This is a genomic window from Paractinoplanes ferrugineus (genome assembly GCF_016862195.1).
Taxonomy (GTDB): domain Bacteria; phylum Actinomycetota; class Actinomycetes; order Mycobacteriales; family Micromonosporaceae; genus Actinoplanes; species Actinoplanes ferrugineus.
Window position 1 is genome coordinate 104,198 of sequence record NZ_BOMM01000052.1, and the last position, 25,408, is coordinate 129,605.

A 25,408-nucleotide genomic window follows, 5' to 3' on the forward strand; every position below is an offset into this window, starting at 1 on the left:
GCTTCCTCGGCACCTGTCTCGAGCGGGCAGAATCCACTACCGGTCGGCCCCATGGACCACCTGGACGCCGAAGAGATCCTCGCCCTGTTCCCCGGCCTGCGATGTTGGGACCAGGTCGGCCGCCACGTGCGCTCGATGGCGCGGCCCGGCGCCCGCCGGATCCTGGCGTGGCTGGGATCGTTCCCCGGTGACGGATGGCAGCAGCGGTGGTTGAACTCTGGCGCGGAGAACGACGAGGGGTGGCTGGATGCGGTCTGCCCCGAAGACGGGCGCACCCGCGGGCATCGGATCCGCGAGACCTACAACGGCCTGTCTTTCTTGCTGGCCTGCCGGGTCGTGCGGCCCGGCTACCCGTTCTTGGCCCGGTACCGGCCGCAGACGGTTTACGCCATGATCCGCGCGGTGATCAGCCCGGAGGTCTTCGAGCGTGTCGAGAAGGCGGGCGCAGAGGCGGGCATCGGTGCCCGGCACCTGGGCGAGGCGATGGTGAGCCTGACGAAGATTGTGTTGCACTCGGGCAAGACACTCGATCAGCTCACCAGCGAGGACGTGCTGGCCTACCGGGACTGGTATCGGCAGCGGACCGGCCGGACCAAGTACGGCCTGCATGGCGCCTGGGATGTGCTGGTGGCAATCGGGGTGCTGCCGGTCGGGTCGACGCTGCGTCGCACGACGCGGCTGGGGCAGCTGAGCACTGCGGAGCTGGTCGACCGGCACGGCATTGCCAACCGTCCGATTCGGGATCTGCTGGTCCGCTACCTCGGCGAGCGGCGGCCGAGCATGGACTACGGCGCGTTCCTCTCGTTGTCGGTCATGCTGGTCAGCAACTTCTGGACCGACATCGAGGCCCACCATCCCGGCATCGACACGCTGCACCTGCCGCCGGAGGTCGTCGACGCGTGGAAGGAACGTCTGCGCGTGTGGACCGGCACGGACGGGACCACACGGGAGCGCCGCAACTACATCGACGTGCTGATCCGGATCCGAGGGTTCTACCTCGACCTGCAGGAATGGGCGCTGCACGACCCGTCGTGGGCGCCCTGGGCGGTGCCGAGCCCGATCCGCAAGGGCGACACCGCCGGCCTTATCAAGACCCGCCGCAAGGTGATCGCCGAGATGCACCAACGGGTGCGGGACCGCCTGCCGAACCTACCGGTCCTGGTCGACACCGCGGAACGCCACCGGCGCGAGCACACCGCGCTGCTCGCTTTCGCCGGCGCCACGCCGATCGGCGAGACCTTCGAGCACGCCGGCCGCACCTACCGGCGGACGGTCCACAAGGCCTACACCGGGCCAGGGGCCAGACCGGCGCCGGAGACCGTCGTGGTCGAGGACTTGGACGGCGGCGAGCTACTCGACCTGAACCGCACCGAGGACGACGCCTTCTGGGCCTGGGCGGTGATCGAGACCCTGCGGCACACCGGCGTGCGCATGGAGGAGCTGCTGGAGATCACCCACCTGGCGCTGATCTCCTACCCCTTGCCGGACACCGGCGAGGTGGTGCCGCTGTTGCAGATCGTGCCGTCGAAGACCGACCAGGAGCGGCTGCTGTTGGTCACCCCGGAACTCGCGAGCGTGCTGGCCAGCATCATCACCCGCATCCGCGGCGCCGACGGCCGAGTGCCGCTGGTCGCGCGCTGGGACGAGCACGAGCGCGTGCTCGGACCGGCCCTGCCGCACCTGTTCCAGCGCAAATACGTGTGGCGCGACGCGGTCATCAGTACGACTACCGTGCAGAAGCTGATCTCCGCCACCATCACCCGGGCCGGGCTGGTCGACCGAACCGGAAAGCCGCTGCGCTACACACCGCACGACTTCCGGCGTATGTTCGCCACCGAAGCCGTGACCGGCGGACTGCCGGTGCACATCGCCGCCCGCATCCTCGGACACACCAGCCTGAGCACCACCCAGACGTACCTCGCGGTCTTCCAGGACGAGCTGATCCGCAGCTACCGCGCGTTCGTCGACCAACGCCGCGCCACCCGACCCGAGGCCGAATACCGCGAACCCACCGACGAGGAATGGACCGAATTCCAGCAGCACTTCCAGCTCCGCAAGCTCGAACTCGGCACCTGCGGGCGCCCCTACGGCACCCCCTGCCAGCACGAACACGCCTGCGTTCGCTGTCCGATGCTGCGCATCGAGCCCGCGCAGCGGCAGCGCCTAACGGAGATCATCGACAACCTCCAGCACCGCATCACCGAAGCCCAGGAGCGTCGTTGGCTCGGCGAGGTCCAAGGGCTACAGATCAGCCTCGACGCGGCGAAAGCCAAACTAGCAGCGCTCGACCGAATGACGGCAGCAACCGCAGCGGGACCGACCCTGCTCGGGCTCCCCGCCGGGCCCGCGAAGAAGCTGGCCGACTCGAGCTGAGTTCGTACGACCGTTCGTGCTGATGCCATGAGCACGTGAGGCAGTGGCGGGGACACGTCCTGGCAGGGCTCGTCCCCGCCACCGCGAATATGAGCAGCACGTTACATCTTGCGCAGTGTCGCTGGCCGCGGATCCAGTCGGCGGCGAATAGTCGGGCACTCCGCGCTCCGGTCGGCTCCTGCCGTTAGCTAAAGCAGTTGGGCTGCGACTCGTTCCACGGTGGCGCGGCCGAACCTGCGGACCAGTGTCAGGTAGTACAAGGCGGGGACCACCGGAGCCCAGGCGTCTTCATCGTTGATCTCCAAAAGCTTCTGGATCACAGCCTCGGGAGTGAACGGCACCAGTTCGTGGCTGTCGTGCTCGAACCGGTCTCGTACGCCCCGCGACGTACGCATGAACCAGTCGTCAGCGGTGTGCTCTTGTAATCGGCCCCAGAAGATGCACCCCCATTGGTGCCGTTTCACATCGAGAGTTATGCCCAGCAACTGGAGTTCGCAGTCTCCGGGAGAGATGCCCAACTCCTCGTCGAGCCCACGTTCGGCGACCCGGAATAGGTCCGGCGGCTGAGTGCCCGTTGAGTCGAGTTCCCGTGACAGACCCTCGTTGGCTGACGAGTTCCAGACGTTCGGCTGGGTGCCGACCTGGCTGGATCGCTTCGAAAAGATGATCTGGTCGTCAGCCGTGCTCACCGCAACGTTGATGCCGAAGCTGCTGGAGATGAACGGGGGCACTGACGACCAGTGTTTTCCGTCGAGGTACCTGGAGCGGAGCGTCTGTCCGTCCCGCATTGGGCGGTCGAGCTGCTGCGCGGCCAGGAAGGTGAAATAGTCGGACCTTTGCAGCCCTATAGAGATCCGCGAGTCCTCGACGTCGGGCACGCGGGACACCGAGACGTAGTCCACGGCGTAGCTCGAGCCGTTCCACATCGGCTCGCGGCCGGATGCTTCGATCCGTGCCTGCTCCTGGATGATTGCCTCACGCCATTCGGCCACCTCGTCCGGTACCTCGACGGTCTTGCTGTCGATGACGAGCCGCACGTCCCGCCGGGCGATTGGGTGTCCGCCATCGCCCTCGACGATGAGTAGGGTCGACTTGATGGAGCCGAGTGTGAACGGCTCGCTCTGGTAGGTGCTGGGAGGCTGCATCACAGCCGAGTCACTTCTGCGCTCGGCGGCGGTCCACAGGTGATCCAAGTGATCCAGCAGTTCGTTCTGATCAGGCTTGCGGACATCGCGGCCGATGAGAAACCGGCCGATCTGGAGTACCTGCGGCGAGCTCGGCAGTGTCCCCTTGGTGAAGACTGCATGCACGGTCATCGGTGCAAACTTGGAGTCCGTGCCTTCGGCGATCGTGCGTACGCCTGGCCAGCCGGCGCGGGCGTGCAGGCGGTGCAGCTCAACGATCAGGTCACGTAGCGGTCCCTTTTCCAGATCCGGCATGGGTAGCTTGGCCATGGCCTAACGTTCCGCCCGTACGTAGGCGTACACAATCGTACGAATAGTGATCAAATTCTGACGGATTTGGCTCGGTACCGTACGAGATCGTCTTTGGTCAGTTTTTCCTCCCTGACTCTGGTGATGTCGGCTGCGAGTCGCAGCCTCTCTTCAAAGGAGCCGACCGTGACTGACATCGCCGTCCTCGCCGCATTGGTGGCCGCGCCGTTGAGCGGCGTTGTGATGTTCTGGCTCGGGCTTCGCTTTCTGTGGCGGGTCTACAAGAGCGGTGGTGCGGCGGACCTGGCTCAGGCGGCCGACTCGCTGCTGCTCGCGCGCGGTATTCGGCCGAATAGCGAGTGCAGGATTGCTCCTCGCGGCACCGAACTGCGGGGCGGGCAGGAGCGGGCTGGTCATCGCCAGGATGCAGCTGTCAACGAAGTGCAGGCGCCGGGTCCACCCACGCAAGCGGATCTTGGCTAGAAACTACTAGTGCATCGTGATTCTGTTGTCTTTACGTGATGCCGGTGTGGTTGGCTGTCGAGGTGGATCTGACGGCCGGGCAGCGTGACGAACTTCGTGCACTGACGACCAGTTCTGAGATATCGGCGGCGGTCGGTACGAGGGCGCGGATCGTGTTGTGGCATGCCGAAGGACGGATGAAGAAGGACATTGCGGTTCTTGCTGGGATGTCGCGGCCGACGGTTGATCTGTGGCTGGGCCGGTATGCCGCTGACGGCGTGGTCGGCCTGCTCGCACAGCAGCCCGGCGGTCCCCGGGTACAGGTCAGCCCCGACGTGCGATCACGCGTGCTGGCCCTGACCCGAGCGACGCCTCCGGCGGAGACCGGCTTGTCACACTGGTCGACCCGAACGATGGCCGACTACGTGACCCGCGTACACAAGATGCCGGTCTCGCATCACTGGGTGGCGAACCTGTGGCGTGAACACGGCCTGAAACCGCAGAAGCAGGGCACCTTCAAGCTGTCAAAGGACCCCGCGTTCGCCGACAAGGTCGCCGACATCGTTGGGCTCTATCTCGACCCGCCGGGCGGGGCGGTCGTGCTCAGTCTGGACGAGAAGACTCAGATTCAGGCCCTCGACCGCACCCAGCCGCTGCTGCCGATCGAGTTCGACCGCAGTGAGCAGCGCACCCACGACTACGTCCGGCACGGCACCACCAACCTGTTCGCCGCGCTGAACGTCGGCACCGGCGAGGTGATCGGCGACTGCGTGCCGAACCGCAACGGCGCCGCGTTCCTGGCGTTCCTGAAGAAGGCCGTCGCCCCGCACGCCGGCCGCGAAATCCATGTTGTGCTGGACAACCTGTCCACCCACACCACCCCCGAGGTGATGACCTGGCGGCAAGCCCACCCGAACGTCCACTTCCATTTCACCCCGACCGGCTCCAGCTGGCTGAACCAGATCGAGACCTGGTTCGGCATCATCACCCGCCAAGCCATCCGCCGCGGCACCTTCGCATCCGTCCAGGTCCTGATCCGCACTATCCGCGCCTACATCAACTCCTGGAACATCGAACCGCGACCTTTCACCTGGACCGCAACGGCCGACGAGATCCTAGCCAAGGTCCGACTCACCCAGCTCAGCATCAAGAAGCTCGTCGCGAACAACTCGAAGTAAATCGACCATCACCACGAACACCGGCTCGAACTTTTCTTTCCCCACGAGTTCAGGCACCGTATGCCCGTGAGGGAGTACACCGCAGCGGATCTCACGGTCCTGGAGTTCGACAAGTCGGTCCGTCTCCGGCCGGGCATGTACTTCGGGGCCGATCCGCACCTGGCAACCAGTGTCCTGACCGCCGTCGTTATCGCGTCCCTGCACCCGGGCCCGAAAGCCGCGCCCATCTATCCACCCGACGTCACCGCAGAGATCCTCGACGACCTTGCCTTCTCAATAACCGACAACTGGACAACCTGGCCGGACGCCTCAACCACCGGCTACTACGGCTCCCTCCTCACTCCTTACCGCTGGGTCCACGCCGCAGCCGCCGCCGTGAGCACCCACACCACCATCGAGACTTGGCACGCAGGCCGCGCCCTCCACCAGAACCTCGCCGGATTACGCCCCACCGGACCAGCCCACGATCTCGACGCACCACGTGGCACCGGCACCAAACTGATCTACGGCCTCGACCCGTCCTTCTTCATACCGTCGACTCTCAGCACCCTCACCCGCGATCTCCACGCCGACGGCTGCTGTGACCTTCCCGGTCAGTTCCGTCTCCGCGACCACCGCCCCACCGCATCCTGATCGGACGGACAACCACGTCAACGTCACGTAAAGGCAACAGAATCACGATGCACTAGGCTTGTTGACGCTTCCTTGAAAGCCGTGAATGGCGTTACGAGAACGGCTGCTGCCCTGCCTCAGTCGTAGTCCAGTAAAAGTTGTTGTGGGCGAAGCCCTGCTGATACAGCCGCGGTGGCCTCAGGCCAACAGCCGTCGTCCACTGGAGCATCTGGTCCTTACTGAGAAAGGGCGGCTCGCACATCGGGAAGCGAACGGTCCACGGCGACCAGCCCCGCACGATGGCAGGCACCCGGCGCTGCTCGCTCCAGTCGATCCCGACGTACAGCACGGTGCGGTCCGGGTCGGCGTGCTCGGTCAGCCATCGCCGACAGGGCTTCTGCTTCAGGTGCACTGAGCAGGGTGCGATGCGGGAATTTCCGACGAAGCGCTGATCGGCGAACACCTGCCACGGGGTACGACCATCAGCGACGATCACCGGGTTGACGTCGAAGCGGGCGTCGGCGACGAAGCGCCACAGATCGGGGTCTTCGGCTTTGGTGTCGGCGGCGAGCAGGATGAGATTGTCGGTGCCGTGTTCTTCGGCGACGCGCATGGCGGCGGCCCAGCTGCCGATGCCGCCGGAGAACTGCACGACGTGCAGGGTGTCTGCCGGGTTCGGTGCCCGGCGCGGGGTCGCGGACGGTTCGCCGCCAGCGGTCGGGTTGATGTGGGCGGAGCGCTCACCGTGTCCGTCAGCGGCGGGCGGCGTCGTCTCGGTCATGGCCTGACCGCGGCGAGGGTGAGCAGCCCAAAGGCGCGAGTGAAGACGCCGCGATCGGGCACGCTCCAGCCGTCGCCGCACCGCACTTGCTCCTGGCCGTGCAGGTCGACCAGGACGTACCACCCTTGCTCGCCGCGGGTCTGACGCTTGGGGTTCACCGGCCCGTGCTCGTCGAGGTAGGCCGCGACTCGAGCGGTGGCCTGCGCGCGGAGATGGGTGGTCCACCGGTACGCGGTGCTGGACGTCCAGCCGGGGTGTTCGCAGGATTGGTAGGCCAGCGACGCCCCGGCCGCGGCGACGACTTCCGGGTCGACCGGGCCGGGGTAGGGCTGGAAGCGGTAGGTGCCGACGTGCCGGTCGCGGAAGTCAATCGGCCCGGGCCGGTCGCCATCGCGGTCGTACGGGTAGGGGTAGGCGACGCTGACGAGGTTCTCCTTCCACAGCATCCGACCGGTCTCGTCGGCCTCACCTGGTGGGGTGATCTCCCACGCCAGGGCGGCGGTCAGCAGCAGGTCGAGGTGGTCACGGCTGACGATCCAGGCGCTCATCGGTAATCCCTTCGTTCGGGGGTGGGGCGCGGCTCGATGACCGCGAGATACGTCTTCGCGGGCGCAGCGCACGAGACGTGGTGGCCTGCGGGTTTCGGCGCCGGGACGGCGGTAGGTCACCGGGGCGTTGCCCGGCCGGGTATGAACCGGCCGGGCAACCGGTGATGACTACGGCCGCAGCGTGGGGGTGGCCCGCTCGGTGGTTTCGGTCGTGACGATGAAGTCGGCCGTGACCCCGGCGCGTAGGGCATAGGCCATGCCGTCCTCGTGGGCCGTCTGTCCGTTCAGGTGCTCGTCAGTGACGGTGAAGGTGACCGTGTGCTTCAGGACCGGCAGCGGGACCTCGTCCAGGTCGTAGGCGTCGATGAGCTCGCGGTACAGGCGGCGGTACTCGTCCCAGTCGTAACCGAGCTCGCAGGCCTTCTTGATCGCCTTCTTCAGGCGGGCTTTCGTGACGAACGGGTCGACGCCCTCGGACGCGGTGAACCGCTCGGGGACGGCGTCCTGGGGGCTCCAGAGGTCGCAGGAAGGATCGCTGCATCCGTCGTCGGACGTGGAACGGACCGGCTTGAATGACAGCCCGTCGTTCAAGGCCTGCATGGTGATGTTCTCGGCGGTGGAGCACCAGCCGTGGTCGCCGGCGTGTCGGCGGATGCTGGCCAGGACGTCGGACAGGTAGACCGAGCCCTGCGGGGCGGCCGGCCGGCCGTCACCGGCGGAGGTCTGCTTGGCCGGGGTGGCGGACGTGGTCTGGTCGATGACGTTCTCCGTCATGCTGGGTGCCTCCATCAGGCTGTATCTGATGCGGCCCGCCCTGCGGGACCGGGTGATCCCGGCGCCGGGGGTGCCGCGCTGACGGGACCGGTCAGAGCCCGCACGTGGGCCAAGGGGCGCAAGCCCCGCCCGGGTCAGAAGATCTTGGCGTCGAGCGGAGCGAGACGGGGTGGGCCAAGATGTTCTGCCGGGGCTTGCACCCCTGGCCTGGGTGGGCTGACCTCGGGTTCCTCAGCAAGCGGCTCTAGGCGTCCGGGGTTGCTCGGTGCGGGCGTGCGCGACGTACAGGCGTCGAGGCTGCTACCGGCTGGGTGTAAGAGGCGCGGGCGTCAGCCGACCTTGCTGCTCGCCGGTGTCGAGGTGAGACAGCCAGCAACCGGTCGTAGGTCAGTGAGGACGGTCCTCGCGTTGTCCGCCCGTGCACGTGGCGCCGGGTGGCAGGGTGCGGACGAGGCGGTACAGCGACGGGCCGTCGGGGTAGCGGCGGTAGAAGTCCTGCAACTCTGTGTGCGCTGCGATGTCGCTGTAGTCGCGGGCGGCGAGCCGGTGCACGGAGCCGACGACGTGATTGAGGAAGTAGGCAGGCCAGGTGAACATCCGCATCGCGGCGATGCGCCCGGTGTCGGCGTGCACCAGGAACGTGAAGGTGCGGCTGTGGGTGCCGCGCGGTATCTGCTGAGCAGTGAATGGCTCGCTGAGCCGGTGCGGGTTGAACGGGGCGTCGTTCCACGGCGAGTCGCCGTACTTGAACAACAGGAACCCGTTGACGTCCTTCTCGCTCCAGGCGAAGCGTGGTGTGCCGGACTCGACGGCGGATATCTCACGCCGACTCGGGTTGTTCAGGAAAAGGGCCAGCCGGGTGTCACCGTCGGAGTCCAACCACAGGTGTGAGCCTTGCGGCCAACTGGTGCGGTCGGCGTCGAACAAGTCACCGACGCGGTAGAGGTGACCTTCGCCCACGGCGCCTTGGGAGGGGAGATGGGCTGCGCACGACGCGCCCGTGTTGTGGTGCCAGCCGCGGCTGGGGTCGGTGATCAGCCACCATGGCTGGCCGGGGCCGAGCCGGTGTCCACCGGCGTCGCAGTGCCGCACGGTGGGTGATGCGGGGTAGGGGCCGGTCACGGATATGGCGTTGTCCATCGTCTCTTCCTTGCTGGGTCTGCGTGACGGCGGTCTGGTGGTGATGTCGGCGACGCGGCGTAGCAGCGCTGCGGAGATTGCGCGCTGGGCGCCGCTTGCTGATGCGCTGCGTGCACGCGCGTAGGTCCTGGTGGGGGTGCTGCTGATGCGGCACCCCCACCAGGACCCGCGGGGAGATCAGTGCAGTGAGAGCAGGGCTAGCAGCGGCGTCTTCTCCAGCACCGCCAGCGCGGCGACGTGGGCGGTGAGAAGGCCGGCGACGTGCACCACCGGGTGGGTCAGGTGACGGGTGGTCGCGCGCAGCGACCGGCGGTCGGTGGTGGTGGTCGGCTCGGTGGTGGTGACCTCGGTGTTGTCGTTCATGGCGCTGCCTTCCGGTTAGCGGAGGGTGCGGCGTCTGCCGGTTAGCACCGGGGTTGCCGCGCTGACAGGCCATTGGGGGGAACGGCACGGCGGCGGCTGGCAAGCCAGCACTCAGGTCAAAAGATCTTGGAAGCGCAGCACGGGAGGCGCTAGTGAGGGTTGGTGCTGCGCTTCCAAGATGTTTTGCCGGCTTGCCTGACCGTCGCCGGGTCGGTCATCACTGAGGACTGGCGAACGCGGCGGCCGGGTGTAGCCACCGCGTTCGCCGGGCCGGCTGTGCCGGTCGGCTCGCCGAGCTGACACACCCGGTGAGCACAAGTGCGGCTGCATCGCGCGGCGCCGGGTCCGGCACGGGCCTCAGCCTCATCGCGGTGTTGTGGGCGGCGCGGACTCTTATCCGGTGGGTCGATCGTGGTGACGCGCAGATGCCGTGGGGCCTGTCAGTAGGACGCCTGGCTCCAGGAGGTATCGGGTGTAGTCGCGGGAGAATCGCGCCCCACCCTGACGTGCTTCGCTGAGTGGCGAAGCTGAACAGGCCGCCCGTCAACGACGTAGGGCGGGCTACTCGACGATGGCGTGCCCCGGCCAGCGGGCAGCATCGGGCCACAGCGCCGCCTCATCCGGGCTCTCGACCGGTTCGACATCGAACCAGGAGCAGCACGGGTAGATGTGGGAGCCGCCAGGGTCGGCGTAGCAGTCGCTGCACGGCCGTGCACTGTGGGGCGTACTGCACTCGGCGCTGTGTTTGAAGTACCAGCCGCGGCAACAGGTCACCACTCGCACATGGACCGGAGTGAGCTTGCCCGTGGCAGCGGTCGGCGGTCGGGGGGCCCGGCCGGCGCCGGCTCCACGAGCGAGGCCTCGGTGCATGGCGGGTGGGAGCTTCGAGGTCATGCGGGTAGACCTCCTGAACGACGAAAGGCCGGCCCGCATGTGCGGGCCGGCCTTGGCGTGGATGGGCTCAGCGGTGGTGCACGACCTGCGGGTCGGTGACGGTGTCCGGCCAGGCGTCCGCGGCGATCTTCTCGCCGTGCGGGCTGACGACCAGGTCGCCACTGCGCTGCCGCCGCGGTGCGCTTGGGGTGGGCGCGTTGCTGCCGGGCAGAGGCGTGATGTTGGCCGGCGTGATGTTGATGATGGGTTCCTCGCCCTGGTCGAGGTACGGAGTCATCTTCTTGACCGTGACGAGGACCTCGGTGCCGGGGCGCAGGGAGCGGGCGAGCAGCATCTGCTGTTCGTCCCAGCAGGTCACCTCGAACTCCATCGGCTGGGTGGCCACCCACTTGCCGCTACTGAAGTAGCCGGTGCGGTGCACGATGCGGAACTTGACGAAGGCCCGTCCGCCGCTGTTGGTGTGCCCCTGCTCGCTGCGGCCACGAACGGTGCCTTGGATGAGACTGCTGAAGATCTGCTTCGACGGTTCCTGGCTCATGACGAAACTCCCCGGAATGGATCGGACGTGTCAGTGGGAGACCGGGGCCGGCCGGGTGACCGGCCCCGGGAGGCGGTCAGGCGTCCTGCAGCTCGCGCTCTGCTTCAGCGGTGGTGGGCTCAGTGGTGGTGGGGTCCCAGGCGTTGGTCGCCGGCCGGTCGTCAGCCACCGGCTGGGCACCGGCGAAGCGCATGGACAACGACACGTTCTCGGCGGTGACCTCCAGGACGCCGCCGGCTGTGCCGTCCTGGCGGATGAACGGCCACACGTTCAGGTCGTCGCGGGCGTTCACGACCACGGTGTCGCCCTTGCTCAGCTCGGCGCACCGTTCGGCGAGCTCACCCCAGGCGGTGACCTGGGCCCACATGGGGGTCGTGTCGACCCACTGGCCCTCGGTCTTGCGGCGGCGGTTGTGGGCGACCCGCAGCCGGCACAGCGCCTGTCCGGTGGCGGTGTATTCGAGTTCGGGCTTGGCGGCGAGGTTGCCCTCGAAGGTGAGGGTGAACTGCGACATGTGCTGACTCCCGTTCAGGTGATGCGGTGCGGCCCATGCACGCCGTCCGGATCGGGTGATCCGGGCGCCGCGGGGCCGCGCTGACGGGGCCGGTCAGAGCCCGCACGTGGGCCAAGGGATGCAAGCCCTGATCGAGTCAGAAGATCTTGGTGTCGAGCGGAGCGAGACGGTGTGGGCCAAGATGTTCTGCCGGGGCTTGCACCCCTGGCCTCCGGTGGGCTGACCTTCGGGTCCCTCAGCAGCGGAACCAGCCGACGTCCACGGACCGGCCCAGCCGGGATGCCAGGACCGCTGCCCGCCGCCGTCGCGGAACAGCTGTCGTTGCCCGCCCGTCCGGGCCGCCACTGCGCCGGCGCGGAGCCCGCACCGCAGATCTCGGACATGCCGGCCGAGCGGCACGTCGTCTCGCCGCCCGCACCGAGGGCGGACGTCGTCCCACCGTTGGCCAGACCGAGCTGGTTGCTCGCGGTGATGACGGCCGAGCAGGAGGGCGTCAGCTGTGCGGTCCCGGCCAGGTGTGCGCCGGCGCCCTGCTGACCCGACGCCCGGGGGCACTCTGGCGGTCACCGAGACGCCGGGGATGACGCAGCCCGGCTCGCCACCCAGACGACAGGGTGCGCTGGACCTCAGCGCGTCCCAACCCCGTGCTCAGGGCAGCTTCGGTGAGTTCGCGCCGCACGGCCGTCTCGTCCATGGGGGTGTGCGCGGCCAGTTGCCCGAGCCGGAACGCGGCCCGGTTCAGGGCGTCGTTGCGACCACCGCCGCTGACGCGCCGGCCGCCGCTGATGACCGGCCGCGGCGCACGGCGCACGCGCTGGGATTCGCCATCGAGCGCCGCTTGCACGTAGCGGTCCAGGTCCGTGATTGGGGCTGGCGGCGGGCTGACCGGCGCGGGTGTTGGAGGAAGGACCAGGGCGCGTAGCTGCGGTGGACAATCCGGCAGCTCGGGGTGCTGCCAGGGCTGCTGGAACGTGTACCGGGTTCCAGTGGTGTGCAGCGACGGCGGGGCGACGACCAGGCCGCCGCGACCGCGCCAGTCCACCCCGGGTGCGATCGCCACCCGGCTGGGCAGCTCACCGGCGGCATACCACAGATGCCACCCGGACCCCGTACGGATCAGCGGTCCGGGCGGGCGGATGACGTCGAGCAGGTCGAGAACGACATGCAGTCCGCCGGCGGTGTCGATGTCGCAGACGTCCAGCACCGTTCCGGTGACCAGGCCAATGTTCGCGTGCGGCCACCGCGACCACCACGCCCGGATGACCTGCGGCTGCCGGGAGGCGTCGTGCAGGCCGCGACGCAGACGGGGGTGCTTGCCCGGGGAGCCGCAGGCCGCACCGGCTCGGCAACTGCACCCGCTAGCTGCGCTGGGGGTGTGCAGCGGCAGCACCGCTATGCCAGCCGCGGCGTAGCCGATCGCCGCGGCCACGAGGTCCGCCGTGGTGACCGGTGGTCGCGGATCACTGTTGGCGATCGGATCGGCCGGCCAGGAGGCGTTCACCGCCCACCTGCACAACGCAGGCACGTCCGGATCGCAGGGAACACGTGCAGAGTCCGCCTGGTGGTGCTGTCACGGTCGGGTGGCCGGCGACCTGCAACCAGCAGGCGGGGGTTCGAACGCGCCGGTTGCTGGGGCCGGCCGGCGAGGCGCATGTGGGACACGACGTTGCCGTAGGGCGCGGCGGGGCAACGGTGACCCGACCGCGGCGCCGGCGCCGAACGCGGATCACAGATGCCAGGTCTGCGTGCAGGACGGGAAGGGTGAGGCACGACGGCTCCTTGGGTGACGGTGGTGTGACGACCGCGGAGGCGGACAGGCCGAGGGGGATCGTTCGTCCGCCGGCGCGGCTGGTGGACGGTGGTGGCCAGTGGTGGAGGCCGGGTTGGTGACGGTGACCGGCGGCGGTCACCGTCACGCGGGCGCCGTGGTCGCCGGCCGTACACGGTCGGCGACCACGGCGCGGGACCGCCGTGGCGGTGTCGGAGTGCTCGCTGCTGCGGGTACGCCGCAGGGCAAGCGGGTCGCCGGTGGGGTGTCTATCGGCGCGCGGTCAGGGCCGGGTTGTCCACCGGCCGGGCTGCGGGCCGTCGGCCGGGTGGCTGGGCTGGTGTTCGTGGTCGATCACGACGGCATCGGGACAGCTGGGCTGCCACTGCCCGCCTGCCGCGGTCACCGCGTAGCAGCCCGCGACGGTGCAGTGCCGGGCGAGGGGCTCGAAGACGATGCCGTAGTGGCCGGCGTCGTCGGTGCTGACATACAGCGACAGCGGTCCGTCGGGGTGCAGCACCCGGTGGACGCCGGGTGGGGCGCTGATCAGGGCGGTGAGCTGCAGCGACCAGCTCGCGGCGGCGTTGCGGTAGTGGTCGCTGCCGGTGCCGTAGGCGTCGGCGAGTTCGATCAGGTGCTGTTGGCAGGAGGCGACGGTGGCGGTGGCCTCCCGGCTGATGTCCAGGCGGACCAGGTGGGAGCTGCCGCCGATGGGCTGCAGGAGCGGGGTGGGCACGGCCGGGTCGTCGTAACTACCGGGTAGCAGGGCGGCGAGGTTCATGCCGGTGGACGTGGCGGCGCCCCACGTGTAGGCGCGGTCGGTGACGGTGGTGACGATCGCGGTCCACTGGCTGACCGGGATCGCGTAGCGGCTGCGGTCGAACAGCGCATCATCCTGGTGGTCGCGGTACGTCCGACCCTGGTCGGTCAGGAGGGCGTCGAACACCGCGGTGACGACAGCGGTGACCAACTCCTGCGGGCCGGCAGCGTCACTGTGGATCTGCCGACGGAGCGTGTCCAGCTCGGCGGATGTCAAAGGACGCCGAACCGTACTGACGTCCTGCGTAGGGGTGGTAGCAGTGAACCAAGGATTCATGGCGCAACTCCGAGAAAAGGACGGTCCCGGCCCGCCAAGAGCGGGCCGGGACCGTAGATGTCAGGTTCTGGTAGGCGGGTCAGCGCGAAGCGACCCGCCGACTGGAGGCTGTCGCAGGACGCTGATGGCGAACAGCTCGGCCGGGGAACCGGGCCTGGCACTCAGGAAACGGGAACCATCGGCATCAGCCGTGAATATGCGAAGCGGCCAGGACGCCTATCCCCGGTCTTGCGATACCAAGGCGCGGTTGCTGTGCTGGTGAGGCACCGCGCTGCGTCCCCCGTCGTCCGGGCCACGGACGCAGCGCGGTGCTCGTATCAGGCTGCGTCGGAGAGCTCGTCGGCGTCGTGCCGCTCGTGGGTGTCGTCGGCGCCTACCAGGGTGCGGTCGAACGGTGCCTCGATCACCACTCCACCCGCGTCCCCACTCATGGCGAGCACCTCGATGACCTCGTCCTGCTCGTCGGCGCCGGGCATCTGTTCGGCGTCGGTACCCAGCACGACGTCAGGGGTCAGGACCTCGTCCGCAGTGCTGTCCTCCGGCTGGCCGTCCTCTGCAGAGCCGTCTTCCGCAGAGCCGTCTTCCGCAGAGCCGTCTTCCGCAGAGCCGTCTTCCGCAGAGCCGTCTTCCGCAGTGCCGTCCTCCGCTTGGTCGTCGTCCCCGTCTCCGTCCTCGTCGTCCTCCTCCGTGGCCGACTCCGCCGTCCAGCCCTGGTAGAGCTCCTGCTCGTCCTCGGTCAGCGGGTACCGGCGCTCACGCAGCTCGTCGTACCACGCGACGGCCGACTGCTTGTCGATCCACATCCGGTACGGCTGGGTCAGGCTGTCCAGGTTGTACTCCAGCGCGCAGATGTACTTGGCGACCAGGCTGCGGCGCAGCCGGTCCTCGCCGGCGCCGGCGAGGATGTCGTTGTCGGAACCGCCCAGGGCCTGGTACAGCTCCTCCAGGTCGGCGGAACGACCCATCGCGGTGCCCAGCGTGGCCGCCCGCAGCGCCGCCACGAACAGGGCGCGGGCGCCCTTGGCGGTGCCGAACTTCTCGACGACAAACTCCCGGCGTACGGTCGCCGCCAGCTTGAGCCGCTCGAGGCGGTCCTTGGCCTCCTGCTCGGCCAGCTCCTTGGCGGCGATCTGGTCCGGGCTCAGACCGCGGTACGCCGCCGTGACCTCCTTGCGGCGGGTGTAGCCGCGCTGGTCCGGGTCGTCGCAGTACACGACGGTGCGGGCCCGGCCGCCGTCTTTCTCCACGAAGGCGTGGAAGCCGGGCTGGGTCATGACCGCCTCGACGTCGACCGGCTGACCGTCGGCGTCCAGGAGCAGATCCGCGGGTGCCGCGCTGCCGTCGTAGCCGAAGCCGCGCGGCTTGGGCGTCACGTCGACGCCGGCCACCATCAGGTGGCCCTTGGCGACGTCGCGGTTGCGGTTGTAGGCGCGCTTGTCCCGCAGCCGCGACAGCTCGTGCTTGAAGGCGTACTCATCGCCCAGCTTGTCCAGCAGCTTGCGCTGGGCGTCCGGATCGTCGGCGAACTCCTCCAAGGCGAGGGCCTGGTCCAGGGTGAGAGTGCCCAAGTTGAGGGCGCGCTGCGCGGTGGACGGCAGGGCCCGGGCCTTGACGGCGGTGCGGACCCGGGCGACGTCGGTGCGGCGGGCGTCAGCGATCTGCTGTTCGCTCAGACCCAGGTCGAGCAGCATCTGGTAGGCGTCGGCCTGCTCGATGCCCTCGAGGTCCTTGTGGTGGTCGTTGACCTCCAGCATGTGCAGGATGAGCTGGATGTCGTCGTCGGTGTCGGCGATGAAGGCCGGCAGCTCGAAGCGCTTGGCCTCGATAGCCGCGATGCGGCGCCGCAGCCCGTCGACGACGGCGAAGTGCTCGACGGGCTCTCCGTCCTCGACCAGGTTGCCCTCGGCGTCGACGGGCGGGAAGAACCCGAGGGAGCGCACGACCAACGGGGCGCGGACGCCGAACAGGCCCACCGAGGCGATCAGATCGCTCAGGTCGCCGAGCTTCGTGCGCTTGAAGCCCTGCGGCTCGTGCAGAAAGCGGGCGTCGAGCAGCCCGGCGCGGAACGGCAACGGGGCGCCGCCCTCGCCGGTGTTGAGGTGGACCGGTTCGTCGGCGATCTCACCGATCAGTGCTGGACCGGTCGCCACGAGGTCGGTGCCGGCGGTGGTGTCGGGCTCGTCGGCGGCGTCGTCGGTGTTCTGGAAAGCCTCGGTGTCGTTGGTCATCGTGGTCACGATGGAACTACCTCCACATAGAGCAGTGATGAGAAGTGCGCTCGCTCGGGCGGGCGCCCGAGCGGGGCTGGCCTGATCCGCCAAGGGCCGGCCGATCGGCGTGACCCGCAGGGCCCACCCCGGCGGGCACATCGGCCAGGTGGTGGCTGTTAGGGGTGGGCTTGCGGGGCGCGACGCGGGCGGCCAGGATCAGTGGCCGGCCCACGCCGGCACCCGACCCACAGCCGACAAGCTGACGACGGGTCCAGCTCTTCAAGGCGGCTGGGTCTCCGCTGGCACCGGTTGCGCTGGTAGGCCCGGTTGCTGGTCAGCGCCGGATCTACGGCGGCGGGGATCAGTGCGGGGCTGGTCGCCGGAGGCGGTGCGCGGGCACATGGGTACGCACGACGCTGGTCACCAGCCGGGTCAGCCGGTCACCGGGACCTTTTTGGATGGCGCGTTTGCACGCCACGGTGGCCAGCGCGTGTTCGTCGCGCCGCCAGGCGCACCAGGCGGCCAGCGTCGCCGGGCCGGCGACGTAGCGGTCAGGGACGCGGCGGGTCACATCCAGCCACAGATCGCGTTGCCACATGCACGCGCACACGGCGTTCCACGCCGTTTCGAGGGCGTCGCGGTGGGTCAAGGCGATCGCCAGCGGGGCCAGGTGCTCGGGGGTGAGCCGCCGGCCCTTCTTGGCCGTGGCCCGGACGTCGTCGAGCAGCCCAGTGAGGGTGACATCCGGTGCCAGGACCGCCAGCGCGGCCTCCGTCTCGGCCTGCGACACCAGGTCCGGGGCGACCAGCGTGGTCAGGGGCCTGCCGCGAGGGCAGGGCCACGATGCCGTCGACGGTGAGCTGCGCGGCGACCGGGCTGATGGCCGGGTTGATGTCCATGCCGCGGCTGGCCGGGCACAAGCATCCGTCGAGCAGGCACACGCACCGGGAACCGGTGACCCACAGCAGCGTGTGCAAGGGCAGGAACAGGTCGATGATGCGGCCCATCGTGGCCAGGGTGGGTCGCATCGCCGGTGGGCCGTAGCCGATCACCGCGACCTGCGCACATGGTTCGGCAGGGGCCCGCAGCATCAGGTGCTCGCTGAGCGTCTCGGCGGAAAACCGGATGGGTTCGGCGGCCACGGCGAGGATGCGGTGATCGGCGCCGAGATAGACCGCGACGACCTCATCGACCGGGTGGTAGCCCAGCAGATAGGGCACGGCGCCGAGCAGGTCCTGCGGGCTGCGGTAGGTGGTGTCGGGCAGCGGGTCGGTCATGATCGAAGGGCTCCTTTCGTGAAACGAAGGGGATGGCAGGGGTGCGCCGGGTCGTCAGCGCTGCTGATGGGCGGCGTTGACCTGCCGGCCTTCGGCGTCGCGCTGGCGCGGTAACGCCCGGTGCGGGGCGGTGACCGGCCAGTCGGCAGCGGTTGTCACCCCCTCCCGCCCGGCGGGGAGGCCGGCGAGTCTTCACCGGACCGGCGTCACTGGGCTCCGGCCGGCGCCTACGCGGTGAGGTCAGGCCGTGGCGGGAGCGTGCCGAGCACCCGCACGGTGGTGGTAGCCCTGATCGGCTTGTTCTGCGGGCCCCGTAGATGCGGCCGGACCACGATCCAGTCCCGCAGCGACCGGCCCGGTCCGTACGGCTGATGGCGCCAGTGCGGCGTCACCCACCAGCGGAAATCACGCTCACGCTCGCTCCCCGTACCGGCATTGCCGGGCAAGGCCGGCGCAGACGTCGATCGCGTGCCGCGGATCCGCACCAGCGCAACCTCAGGCTCCGGCCGCCGCGCGCGCTGGTAGGCCCGGCGAATCGACGTGTCGACCTTCGCCGGGGTTGGCTCGGCGAGGCGCTGGCGGATGAGTCGCCACGTCGTCACCAGCGCCGCCGCAGGATGGGTGGCGGTGACGGGCTGCCCGGGGCGCAGCGTGACCGCGAAGACGGGGATCAACCAGCCGACCTCTGTGCGCAGCTGCTGCAACGGCACGGGCGCGAGGCCGTCACCGATGCTGCGGTAGCCGACGAGCTGCACTGCGTCGCCGTGACTGCTCCACGACGCCGCCACGCACCGCCGGCGGGCGTCGACCGGCTGGGCCCACGCGACGAAGCCGTGCGCGGCCGGCAGGTCACCGGGCACGAACCCCAGCCGCGGGAGGACCTGGGCTGCGTTGCGCGTCAGGACGGTGAACTCGTCGTCGACCCAGTACAGCCGGGCGATCGCCAGACTTTCCGCCAGCGGTGTCCGCACCGCGTCGTGGCTGAGCCCGAATGGCAACGCGACATCACCGGCGATCAGGGCGGCCAGCCGGTCACGCACTTTCGGCAACGTCGTAGCCGGCACAGGGGATGCCTCCCAGCGCCCGTCGACGCTCAGGGCACGGCCGGGCCGCAGCGTGGACAGGACCTGTCGCAGCATGGCCGACAGGTGCACCACCACCTCCGCGGCGAAATCCATGCCGTGCGTAAGGATCCGGTCCAGCAGGCCGGTGAGGTGGCGGGCTTCGACCAGGGCGGCGCACTCAAAGCACGCCGCCCAGCGGGTGCCGTAGTCACGCACTACCGACCCGTCCGGAGTTTCTACCTGCACCAGGACCCGCCGGGTCGTCGCGTAGACGAACAGGATTTGGGGGTCGGTGCAGAAGTCGCAGACATAGGTGGCCTCGACGGCGTCGGCCGCCACCGGCACGGGCGGGTGGTCTGCGTCCTTCCAGAGCGGATGTTCGTAGGACACGGTGCCGGAGGGCAGTTCGGCGTAACGGTCGAGGGGGCTGCCGCAGATGCCGCACGCGAACCGCGAAGCCTGCCTATCAGCGGTGCGGTGGTGCTCGGGGCCGGTATGGCCCGGTGGGATTCGCGAGGCGGTGACCGCAGACGGGGTGTGGTGCCGTTGGGGCGGCATCAGATGACCTCCGGAACGCAGGACAGGGCGCCCACCGAAACGGTGGGCGCCCTGCAACGGCGGATAAGGAGAAGCCGACGGGGTTACCTCAGGCGGCTGCGGCGGCCAGCTGCAGCGCCTTCGACGCCGTGGTCTCCATCCGGTAGGCCGCGTCCGCGTCCTCGATGCTGCGCGCCACGGACGTGACGGCCTGCATGACCCCGCCGGCACTGAGGTCTGCTCCGGCGATGAAGTGCGCGAGGATCGCGTCCTGCTGATCTTTGGTGTAATGCAGCTGCTGGGAGACGACCTTGATCGTGGCCTCCGGCTTGCGGACCGTGACGCCGGCGGCGCGTTCCAGGTCGGCGACCGCGTGGGCGACGAAGTCGACGTTGAGGTAGGCGCGGATGGTGTCGATAGTCTGGGCGGTGATCAGGTCGAGTAGCTTGCGCATCGTCTCGGCCGAGGGGTCGACGATGCCGTCTTCGTCGGTGATGCGGGCACCGATGTGGGTGCGTCCGACCGCGCCGCGTTCAACGGTCTGGCCGTTGCGACAGACTTCGATGCGCAGCCACGGGGCCAACGAGTACCGGCCCTCCCCGGTTTCGGAGTTCTGCAGCAGGAACCCGCCGGAGATGACCGGCAGGTCGCTGCCACGGCGCCCGTCGAACGGGCTGCGGTAGTTGCGCAGCAGTTCCGGTGCCATGACCTGCACGTCGGGGGAGACGAACCGCACGTACATGCGCCGGTCGGTCAGGTCGCAGGAGGCGATCTGCACCGCGACGCCGGCCTGCTCGATGCCCTTGATCGCTGCCATCAGCACGTCGAGGTTGTTGATACGCAGGTACCGGTCGGACAGGAACGCTCGGGCGGTGCCGTCACCGCTGGTTGGGGTTCGGCGTAGGCAGCGCACCAGGAATCGGCGGTCGTCGCGTTCCAGCCAGCTGTTGACGTTGGTGTCCAGCAGCGGCACGTTCTCGGCGGCCAGCCGGCGCAGATAGGTTCCGGGGATGTCGAGCTTCTTGGCGACGCCGCCCAGCGCGACGTCGGACAGAGCGAAGCTACCCGCGGTCAGGTCCACACCCGCCGAGCTCAGGACCGGTGCGGTGCGGGCGATGATCAGCTTGCCGCCGTCGGCGTGCATGGTGTCCGCGCTAGCGTAGACGTCCACCGACCGAGCATGTTGATCTCTGAGTTGGGTGATCAGGCTGTTCATACCGATGTGGCGGTTGGGTGCCACGGCGAGCGTCGGCTGAGCCATAGAGAGGGAGCCTTCCAGGCGGGACCGCCACCATCACGGTGGCGGTTGGCGGGCACGCCCACTGGGCCGTGGTCGGCCGGGGTGAGCGTGTGCTGGCCCGCCGGTGCCCGGGGCCGTGCCCGGCCGGCCGGGGCGGCAAGGCGGCAAGGACGAGAAGATCTGTGGCCGCAGGCCAAGATGTTCTCGGACCGCCTTGCGCCCGGCGCCGGGTCGGCCACCGTGCCCGGCCAGCACCGCCGCCCCCGCCTTGCCACCGACGAGGCACCGGAGAACCCGAGAAGGCGGTGGTCACTCACGAGGACTTGCTGGCCAGATGTACGTTTTCAACGGTGTTCAGCTCCCGTCACGGGCTGTGACCAGTGCACGGGTTGGCGATGGCACTCCAAGCTTCCCTGCAACCCCGTATGTCTTCGATCGGCGGCTCAGGACGAGTGCAGCGCCGACGCTCCACGAATTGCGACGGCGCCGACCCGGGCCGGAAATCGTCCACTGCTGGTCTGCCACCCCGGATAGGACGATGGTGAGGGGTCGTCGGTGCGGGAGCGTCGACGCAAAACGCGGCTCGGGCGAGGGGGAGTCCCTGCCGGACAGTCGAGGTAGCGCTCTGAGCGCCGCCGGACGTAGTCGACCTGTGAGCAGTAGGCGACGTACTTTCCGTCCAGGACGATGCCGCCGAGTCGGTCACAGCAGGCGACCGACACGGGATACCAGCCGGTCACTGCGTAGGTGACGACGTGACCGCAGGACAGGTCGAGGTCGAACACGCAGCGTCGGCGCCGTTCCCAGGGGCCTTCCGGCGGTGTGTTCGCCTGCGTGCCACCGGCGTTCTGACAGGGCTGGCAGATCGGCCCGAGGTCGGCGTCGTAGCCGGCGTCGCAGCTTTCACACACGATCAGCAGGCAGCTGCGGCATTCACCGGAGGCGGTGGTGCTCAGGTCGGTGTCGCAGAAGCCGCACATGCCGGTCATGCATGCGGTGGTGTGCTGGCCGGTCCGGTGCTGATGACACGGGTGGTCAGCCATGATGACCTGCGCTAACTGGCGCGGAACGTTCAAGGTCACGAGGCTCGCCTGTCTTGTTGGCGGGTGTAGCCAGACCGAACCGGCCCCGGGCAGGGGGCTGGTGGGTGGTCATGACGGGGTCTCGGTGAGGGAGGCCCTGGTGTGCAGGAATTCGCGGTACGTGTGGTCGGCGACGTCGACGACCACGGCGAGGACCTGTCGCGGCAGATCGTCAGCATTAAGAAACACCCCGGAGAGCAGCTGGCCGGAGGCCAGGGTGATCCGGTCGGCGATGGTGACCATGACCAGGAAACCGCCGTCGCGGTAGTCGCCGCTGACGGTCGCCTCAATACCGACGGCGGTGACCGGTGCGGCGATGCGCAAAATCTGCTGCTCGCAGCAGTGGTCGATGAAGGCGGCGACGTCAGTGCCGAAGTCACGGCCGCGCGGGTCCATCAAGGCGAACAGAGTTGCCACGTCATCGGCGTTGGTGGCGTCGTTCACGAGTTGATCGAGCCTGGTCAGATCAGCCCAGACGGTCAGTTCAGGGGCGGCCACACGCGCCGCCCGGGTGTGGGCGCGCAGCCACGAAAGTGCCTTACGGACAGAGGGTGTGAGGGGCATGCGGACTCCTGAACATCGAAACAGGGCGCCCACCGGATGGGTGGGCGCCCTGACAGACGGGATGAGTGGTGGCTTCGACGAGGTGGAGCCGGTGGATCAGTGGGTGTGTCGCCCCGGGAGATAGAGGTTGACGGCGGTGTCGACGGCTCCCTTATCGGGCTGCCCGGTGCCGTGCAGGTCGCTGACCGTCCACGCGAGCTGCAGAACCGCGCGGTACGCCCTGATGCTCAGCTGGCCGACATCGACCATGCGCCGCAGGTTGCTCGTGGCTGGCACCGGTAGGCGAAACGCGGGCTGCTGCAGGACCTCGAGGGGAACCTTTGCATTGGTGGAGCAGCCCTGCGGCGCCCACCGCTCGGCGGCAGCCGCTCGGGCCGCGACGACGCGCGCCGCGATCGTTGCGGACGACTCACCGTCGGAGGCGTCATCGGATGCCCCAGCGTCGATGCCGACGGTGATGGCCAGGCGATCGGCGATCGAGTGCAACTGGTTGCGGTAGCGCCGCCGGGCCGGCGCGCTGCACCCGCCGGTCCTGCTGTGGGCCGTCGAACAGGGGCACGGCCTGGACGTGGCGACTAGCTGAACGTCGGCCGGGAACGTCATGATGCCTCGAGCGCGAACCACCTGAACGATCTGATGATCAAGGGGCTGACGCAACGCGTGCAGGACCTCCGGTGCGAAGTCAGGAGCGTTGTGCAGCAGCAGTACGCCACGGTGCGCCAGGCTGGCGACGCCCGGTCGTCGTCCGCCGATCATGGTGGTCACCGACGTCGCAGGCCCCGGCACCTGCAACGGCGGTCGCCGGAGCAGGGCGTCGACCTGGTGGCCCTCGGCGGCATACAGCGCACTGACTTCCACGGCCTGACGATCGTCAAGGTCCGGTAGCAGAGACCGTAGGCACTCGCCGATTAGCGGTACCGGAACCTCCGGTGCGACGGTGAGGTTGAGGTGGTGCCGGCCCGCGGCGGCGACCTCGAGGGCGAACCGTGCCGGCGACAACCACGGCGGCAGGAAGTCCGGGGCCGCTTGAGCTGCACCGTCACCTGCGCTTGCACCGTCGGCATGCAGGGCGGGTAGCGCCGGTTCCATGCCGGTGGTGGCCCAGGTGACGAGTTCGGACAGGGATTGGACCGCGACCACGTGCATCCCGGGCACCAGGATCGCGTGCCGGGCGTTGGCAGCTGGTACCACGACCGTGCGGTATCCCTGGTCAGCGGCGGTGGCGACCAGGGCGAGCGTGTCTGGGACAGGGCGTACTGCGCCGTCGAGCCCGACCTCGCCGAGGAGCATCGTCTCGTTCAGCGCGGTGGACGGAAGGTGGCCGGTGGCGGCGAGGACCGCTGCGGTGACCGCCAGATCAGTGCTGGGATGCACCGGCCCTGACCCCCACTCCGACTCCGGCGGAGTGAGAGTGATGTGGACGTGGAGATCCGGCCAGGTCAGTCTGGTGTTGGTGATCCCGGCGTACACGCGGTCGCGCAGCTCGGGATAGGAGGTGCCGTCCTGGCCGACCGCGATCAGGCTGCGGCCCCCAGGCATCGCGCTGACCTGCACGAGCACTTCTCGGCAGACGCCACCGTCGGGCGTCAACGTTGCCAGGCTCAACGCGGTCATGCTGTTCTCCGCGCCGGTCGGGTGCTGTGGTGCGCGGTTGCCGAGCTGGGCCGGCGCCCGGGTTGGGGATGGGTGAGAGGAGATGGCTGATCCGCGAGTGCGTCGCGGTTGTGGTCATCGATGGTGGTCAAGGACGGCCTCCGTAGCCAGTACGGGTCCCGGCCGCCGACCGTTGTGGTGGCTGCCGGGAGGGACGGCACGACCCGGCCCGCCCGGCGTGGTGCCGGGGTCAAGCCCCGGCCCGGGGCCTGGCTACCTCGGTGCAGTCGTTAGCCCTTGGGCCGACGCTGCGGGGCAAGCAGGCCGGTGGCTTGAAGACGGCCCGCGCGGGCGGGACCGTGCCTAGTCCCATCCCGCGCAGTCGCCCGCACACGAGACGTTGCGGCCCGTGATAGTCAGAGACGGCCGTTCGGGAAGGCGTCACCGTGACACTCTTCCGGGCCGTCAGCCGCGAGGAGACCGTGCGCGGCAGTTTGGCCACCTTTGCTGGATGCGCGGACGGCAGGGTCACCGGTACGTTCATCTGCGAATGCTCGACGGCTGGAGGCTCTAGTGACCGCAGACGACGACGTAGACGACGGTCAGACCCGGGTGTGGCTGTGGGCTGGCCTTGCACCAGGTTCCCAATACCGGTTCGCTGCCATCGGCCCATACCCATCGTGGCAGGACGCGAAAGACGCCGCGGATCGTGCCCCGAACGTCCTCGATTTTGATGGGGAGATCCACTCCGCATGGCGTGTCGATGAAACCGAACCGACAGCAGACTGCAAAATCCACCGCATTGACGAAGGCGACGACACCGGCGATTGGTTCGGCTGATCTCAGGGGCCGAGTAGTCCGATCATCGTCATCACACAGTTTGCGCCAGAATCCGGAACTCGCGGACACGAGGTCCACCTACGATCGAGCGGTGTCAGAAGTGCTGTTCAATCGGTGTCCGAGGATCCGGAGACAGCCAGGTCGAGGACGCTCACGATGGGCGGACCACCGGTCTTAACCCCCAGCTGTCTGCCAGCGCGGTTCAACCAGCCGTGCAGCTGCCCCTCGGTACCAGCGAGATGAATGCCGTTCCGTCGTTGGTCGTCATGATCGGGTTCGTACCGTCACGATCGGGCTCGTCGACGTCCTTGGAGATGACGAACGTTTCCGTTGCGTCGAGGACCGTGACGTCGTGTTGCGCCTCGACCCGTTCCAGCCTGAGCAACATGTCTTCCTCCGTGCAGATCTGAATAATCCGGTCGGGAAATTGGGCCTACGCTGCGGCGCTGATCGCTGCAGCTGGGCCGGCCGCAGAGCCCCAGGAGATCCTCCTGCCGAGTTTCGGTAGGCGGCGAAGATGCAGAACG

At 68.7% G+C, this 25,408-nt stretch carries 22 protein-coding genes and 3 pseudogenes; 6 read left to right on the top strand and 19 right to left on the bottom strand.

Translation table 11 applies throughout. The annotated features are described in order from the left end of the window. Positions 1–51: 51 nt before the first annotated feature. Positions 52–2,373, top strand: a complete 2,322-nt coding sequence (locus Afe05nite_RS29865) for a site-specific integrase (protein ID WP_203820576.1) — start codon at positions 52–54, stop codon at positions 2,371–2,373. A gap of 188 nt (positions 2,374–2,561) precedes the next feature. Here Afe05nite_RS29865 and Afe05nite_RS29870 read toward each other — a convergent pair whose 3' ends face one another. After that, positions 2,562–3,827, bottom strand: a complete 1,266-nt coding sequence (locus Afe05nite_RS29870; RefSeq protein WP_203820577.1) for a hypothetical protein — start codon at positions 3,825–3,827, stop codon at positions 2,562–2,564. A 165-nt stretch (positions 3,828–3,992) separates the two neighbouring features. Here Afe05nite_RS29870 and Afe05nite_RS29875 point away from each other — a divergent pair, with 165 nt between their 5' ends. From Afe05nite_RS29875 to Afe05nite_RS29885, 3 genes are all read left to right on the top strand, one after another. Continuing rightward, a complete protein-coding gene (locus Afe05nite_RS29875; RefSeq protein WP_203820578.1) occupies positions 3,993–4,289 on the top strand; it encodes a hypothetical protein in 297 nt (98 codons plus the stop codon). A 62-nt stretch (positions 4,290–4,351) separates the two neighbouring features. Then, positions 4,352–5,446 carry an IS630 family transposase gene (locus tag Afe05nite_RS29880; protein WP_203820694.1) on the top strand — a complete coding sequence of 365 codons (1,095 nt, stop codon included), beginning with the start codon at positions 4,352–4,354 and terminating at the stop codon, positions 5,444–5,446. A 66-nt stretch (positions 5,447–5,512) separates the two neighbouring features. Then, positions 5,513–6,079, top strand: a complete 567-nt coding sequence (locus Afe05nite_RS29885; RefSeq protein ID WP_203820579.1) for a hypothetical protein — start codon at positions 5,513–5,515, stop codon at positions 6,077–6,079. Positions 6,080–6,170: 91 nt separating this feature from the next. Here the strand turns inward: Afe05nite_RS29885 and Afe05nite_RS29890 are convergent, their stop codons facing one another. The 9 genes from Afe05nite_RS29890 to Afe05nite_RS29930 all read right to left on the bottom strand — a co-directional run bounded on the left by Afe05nite_RS29890 (position 6,171) and on the right by Afe05nite_RS29930 (position 14,414). Further along, a complete protein-coding gene (locus tag Afe05nite_RS29890; protein ID WP_203820580.1) occupies positions 6,171–6,839 on the bottom strand; it encodes a hypothetical protein in 669 nt (222 codons plus the stop codon). Beyond that, positions 6,836–7,387, bottom strand: coding sequence for a hypothetical protein (locus Afe05nite_RS29895; protein WP_203820581.1), 552 nt, complete (start codon positions 7,385–7,387; stop codon positions 6,836–6,838). The genes Afe05nite_RS29890 and Afe05nite_RS29895 overlap by 4 nt, the downstream gene beginning before the upstream one ends. Positions 7,388–7,555: 168 nt before the next feature. After that, positions 7,556–8,161 (bottom strand): hypothetical protein, encoded by a 606-nt coding sequence (locus Afe05nite_RS29900; RefSeq protein ID WP_203820582.1) that lies wholly within the window; start codon positions 8,159–8,161, stop codon positions 7,556–7,558. A gap of 387 nt (positions 8,162–8,548) precedes the next feature. Further along, entirely contained in the window at positions 8,549–9,301 is a 753-nt protein-coding gene (locus tag Afe05nite_RS29905; protein ID WP_203820583.1) for a hypothetical protein, read from the bottom strand. Positions 9,302–9,478: 177 nt separating this feature from the next. After that, entirely contained in the window at positions 9,479–9,664 is a 186-nt protein-coding gene (locus Afe05nite_RS29910; RefSeq protein WP_203820584.1) for a hypothetical protein, read from the bottom strand. A 961-nt stretch (positions 9,665–10,625) separates the two neighbouring features. Beyond that, a complete protein-coding gene (locus tag Afe05nite_RS29915) occupies positions 10,626–11,096 on the bottom strand; it encodes a hypothetical protein (RefSeq protein ID WP_203820585.1) in 471 nt (156 codons plus the stop codon). Between the two features lie 76 nt (positions 11,097–11,172). Continuing rightward, positions 11,173–11,610 (bottom strand): single-stranded DNA-binding protein, encoded by a 438-nt coding sequence (locus Afe05nite_RS29920; RefSeq protein ID WP_203820586.1) that lies wholly within the window; start codon positions 11,608–11,610, stop codon positions 11,173–11,175. Positions 11,611–12,103: 493 nt separating this feature from the next. Next, entirely contained in the window at positions 12,104–13,111 is a 1,008-nt protein-coding gene (locus tag Afe05nite_RS29925) for a bifunctional DNA primase/polymerase (protein WP_239118288.1), read from the bottom strand. Positions 13,112–13,661: 550 nt separating this feature from the next. Further along, positions 13,662–14,414 (bottom strand): hypothetical protein, encoded by a 753-nt coding sequence (locus Afe05nite_RS29930; RefSeq protein WP_203820587.1) that lies wholly within the window; start codon positions 14,412–14,414, stop codon positions 13,662–13,664. Positions 14,415–14,830: 416 nt separating this feature from the next. Between Afe05nite_RS29930 and Afe05nite_RS45240 the strand changes: the two are divergent. Next, positions 14,831–15,070 (top strand): annotated as a pseudogene (locus Afe05nite_RS45240) (hypothetical protein); the annotation flags it as partial. 897 nt (positions 15,071–15,967) lie between these two features. On the opposite strand, the pseudogene Afe05nite_RS45245 reads toward Afe05nite_RS45240, so the two are convergent. From Afe05nite_RS45245 to Afe05nite_RS29970, 8 genes and pseudogenes are all read right to left on the bottom strand, one after another. Then, positions 15,968–16,843: pseudogene (locus tag Afe05nite_RS45245) on the bottom strand (ParB/RepB/Spo0J family partition protein); the annotation flags it as partial. Between the two features lie 202 nt (positions 16,844–17,045). After that, positions 17,046–17,474: a DUF4192 family protein gene (locus Afe05nite_RS29940; RefSeq protein WP_203820589.1), complete on the bottom strand. Its 429-nt coding sequence runs from the start codon at positions 17,472–17,474 to the stop codon at positions 17,046–17,048. An 88-nt stretch (positions 17,475–17,562) separates the two neighbouring features. Beyond that, positions 17,563–17,961, bottom strand: a pseudogene (locus tag Afe05nite_RS44995) (DUF4192 family protein); the annotation flags it as partial. A gap of 227 nt (positions 17,962–18,188) precedes the next feature. Next, on the bottom strand, positions 18,189–19,583 hold the full coding sequence (locus tag Afe05nite_RS29950; RefSeq protein ID WP_203820590.1) for a hypothetical protein: 1,395 nt from the start codon (positions 19,581–19,583) through the stop codon (positions 18,189–18,191). Positions 19,584–19,671: 88 nt separating this feature from the next. Then, a complete protein-coding gene (locus Afe05nite_RS29955) occupies positions 19,672–20,733 on the bottom strand; it encodes a DUF932 domain-containing protein (protein ID WP_203820591.1) in 1,062 nt (353 codons plus the stop codon). A 512-nt stretch (positions 20,734–21,245) separates the two neighbouring features. Next, the gene (locus tag Afe05nite_RS29960) at positions 21,246–21,884 is read right to left on the bottom strand and encodes a hypothetical protein (RefSeq protein ID WP_203820592.1); all 639 of its coding nucleotides are present in this window, start codon (positions 21,882–21,884) and stop codon (positions 21,246–21,248) included. A 69-nt stretch (positions 21,885–21,953) separates the two neighbouring features. Beyond that, positions 21,954–22,448, bottom strand: coding sequence for a hypothetical protein (locus tag Afe05nite_RS29965; protein WP_203820593.1), 495 nt, complete (start codon positions 22,446–22,448; stop codon positions 21,954–21,956). 96 nt (positions 22,449–22,544) lie between these two features. Continuing rightward, entirely contained in the window at positions 22,545–24,062 is a 1,518-nt protein-coding gene (locus Afe05nite_RS29970) for an ATP-binding protein (RefSeq protein WP_203820594.1), read from the bottom strand. Between the two features lie 552 nt (positions 24,063–24,614). On the opposite strand from Afe05nite_RS29970, the gene Afe05nite_RS29975 reads away from it, so the two are divergent. Beyond that, entirely contained in the window at positions 24,615–24,881 is a 267-nt protein-coding gene (locus tag Afe05nite_RS29975) for a hypothetical protein (RefSeq protein ID WP_203820595.1), read from the top strand. A 202-nt stretch (positions 24,882–25,083) separates the two neighbouring features. On the opposite strand, the gene Afe05nite_RS29980 is transcribed toward Afe05nite_RS29975, so the two are convergent. Further along, a complete protein-coding gene (locus Afe05nite_RS29980; RefSeq protein ID WP_203820596.1) occupies positions 25,084–25,269 on the bottom strand; it encodes a hypothetical protein in 186 nt (61 codons plus the stop codon). Between the last annotated feature and the right edge of the window lie 139 nt (positions 25,270–25,408).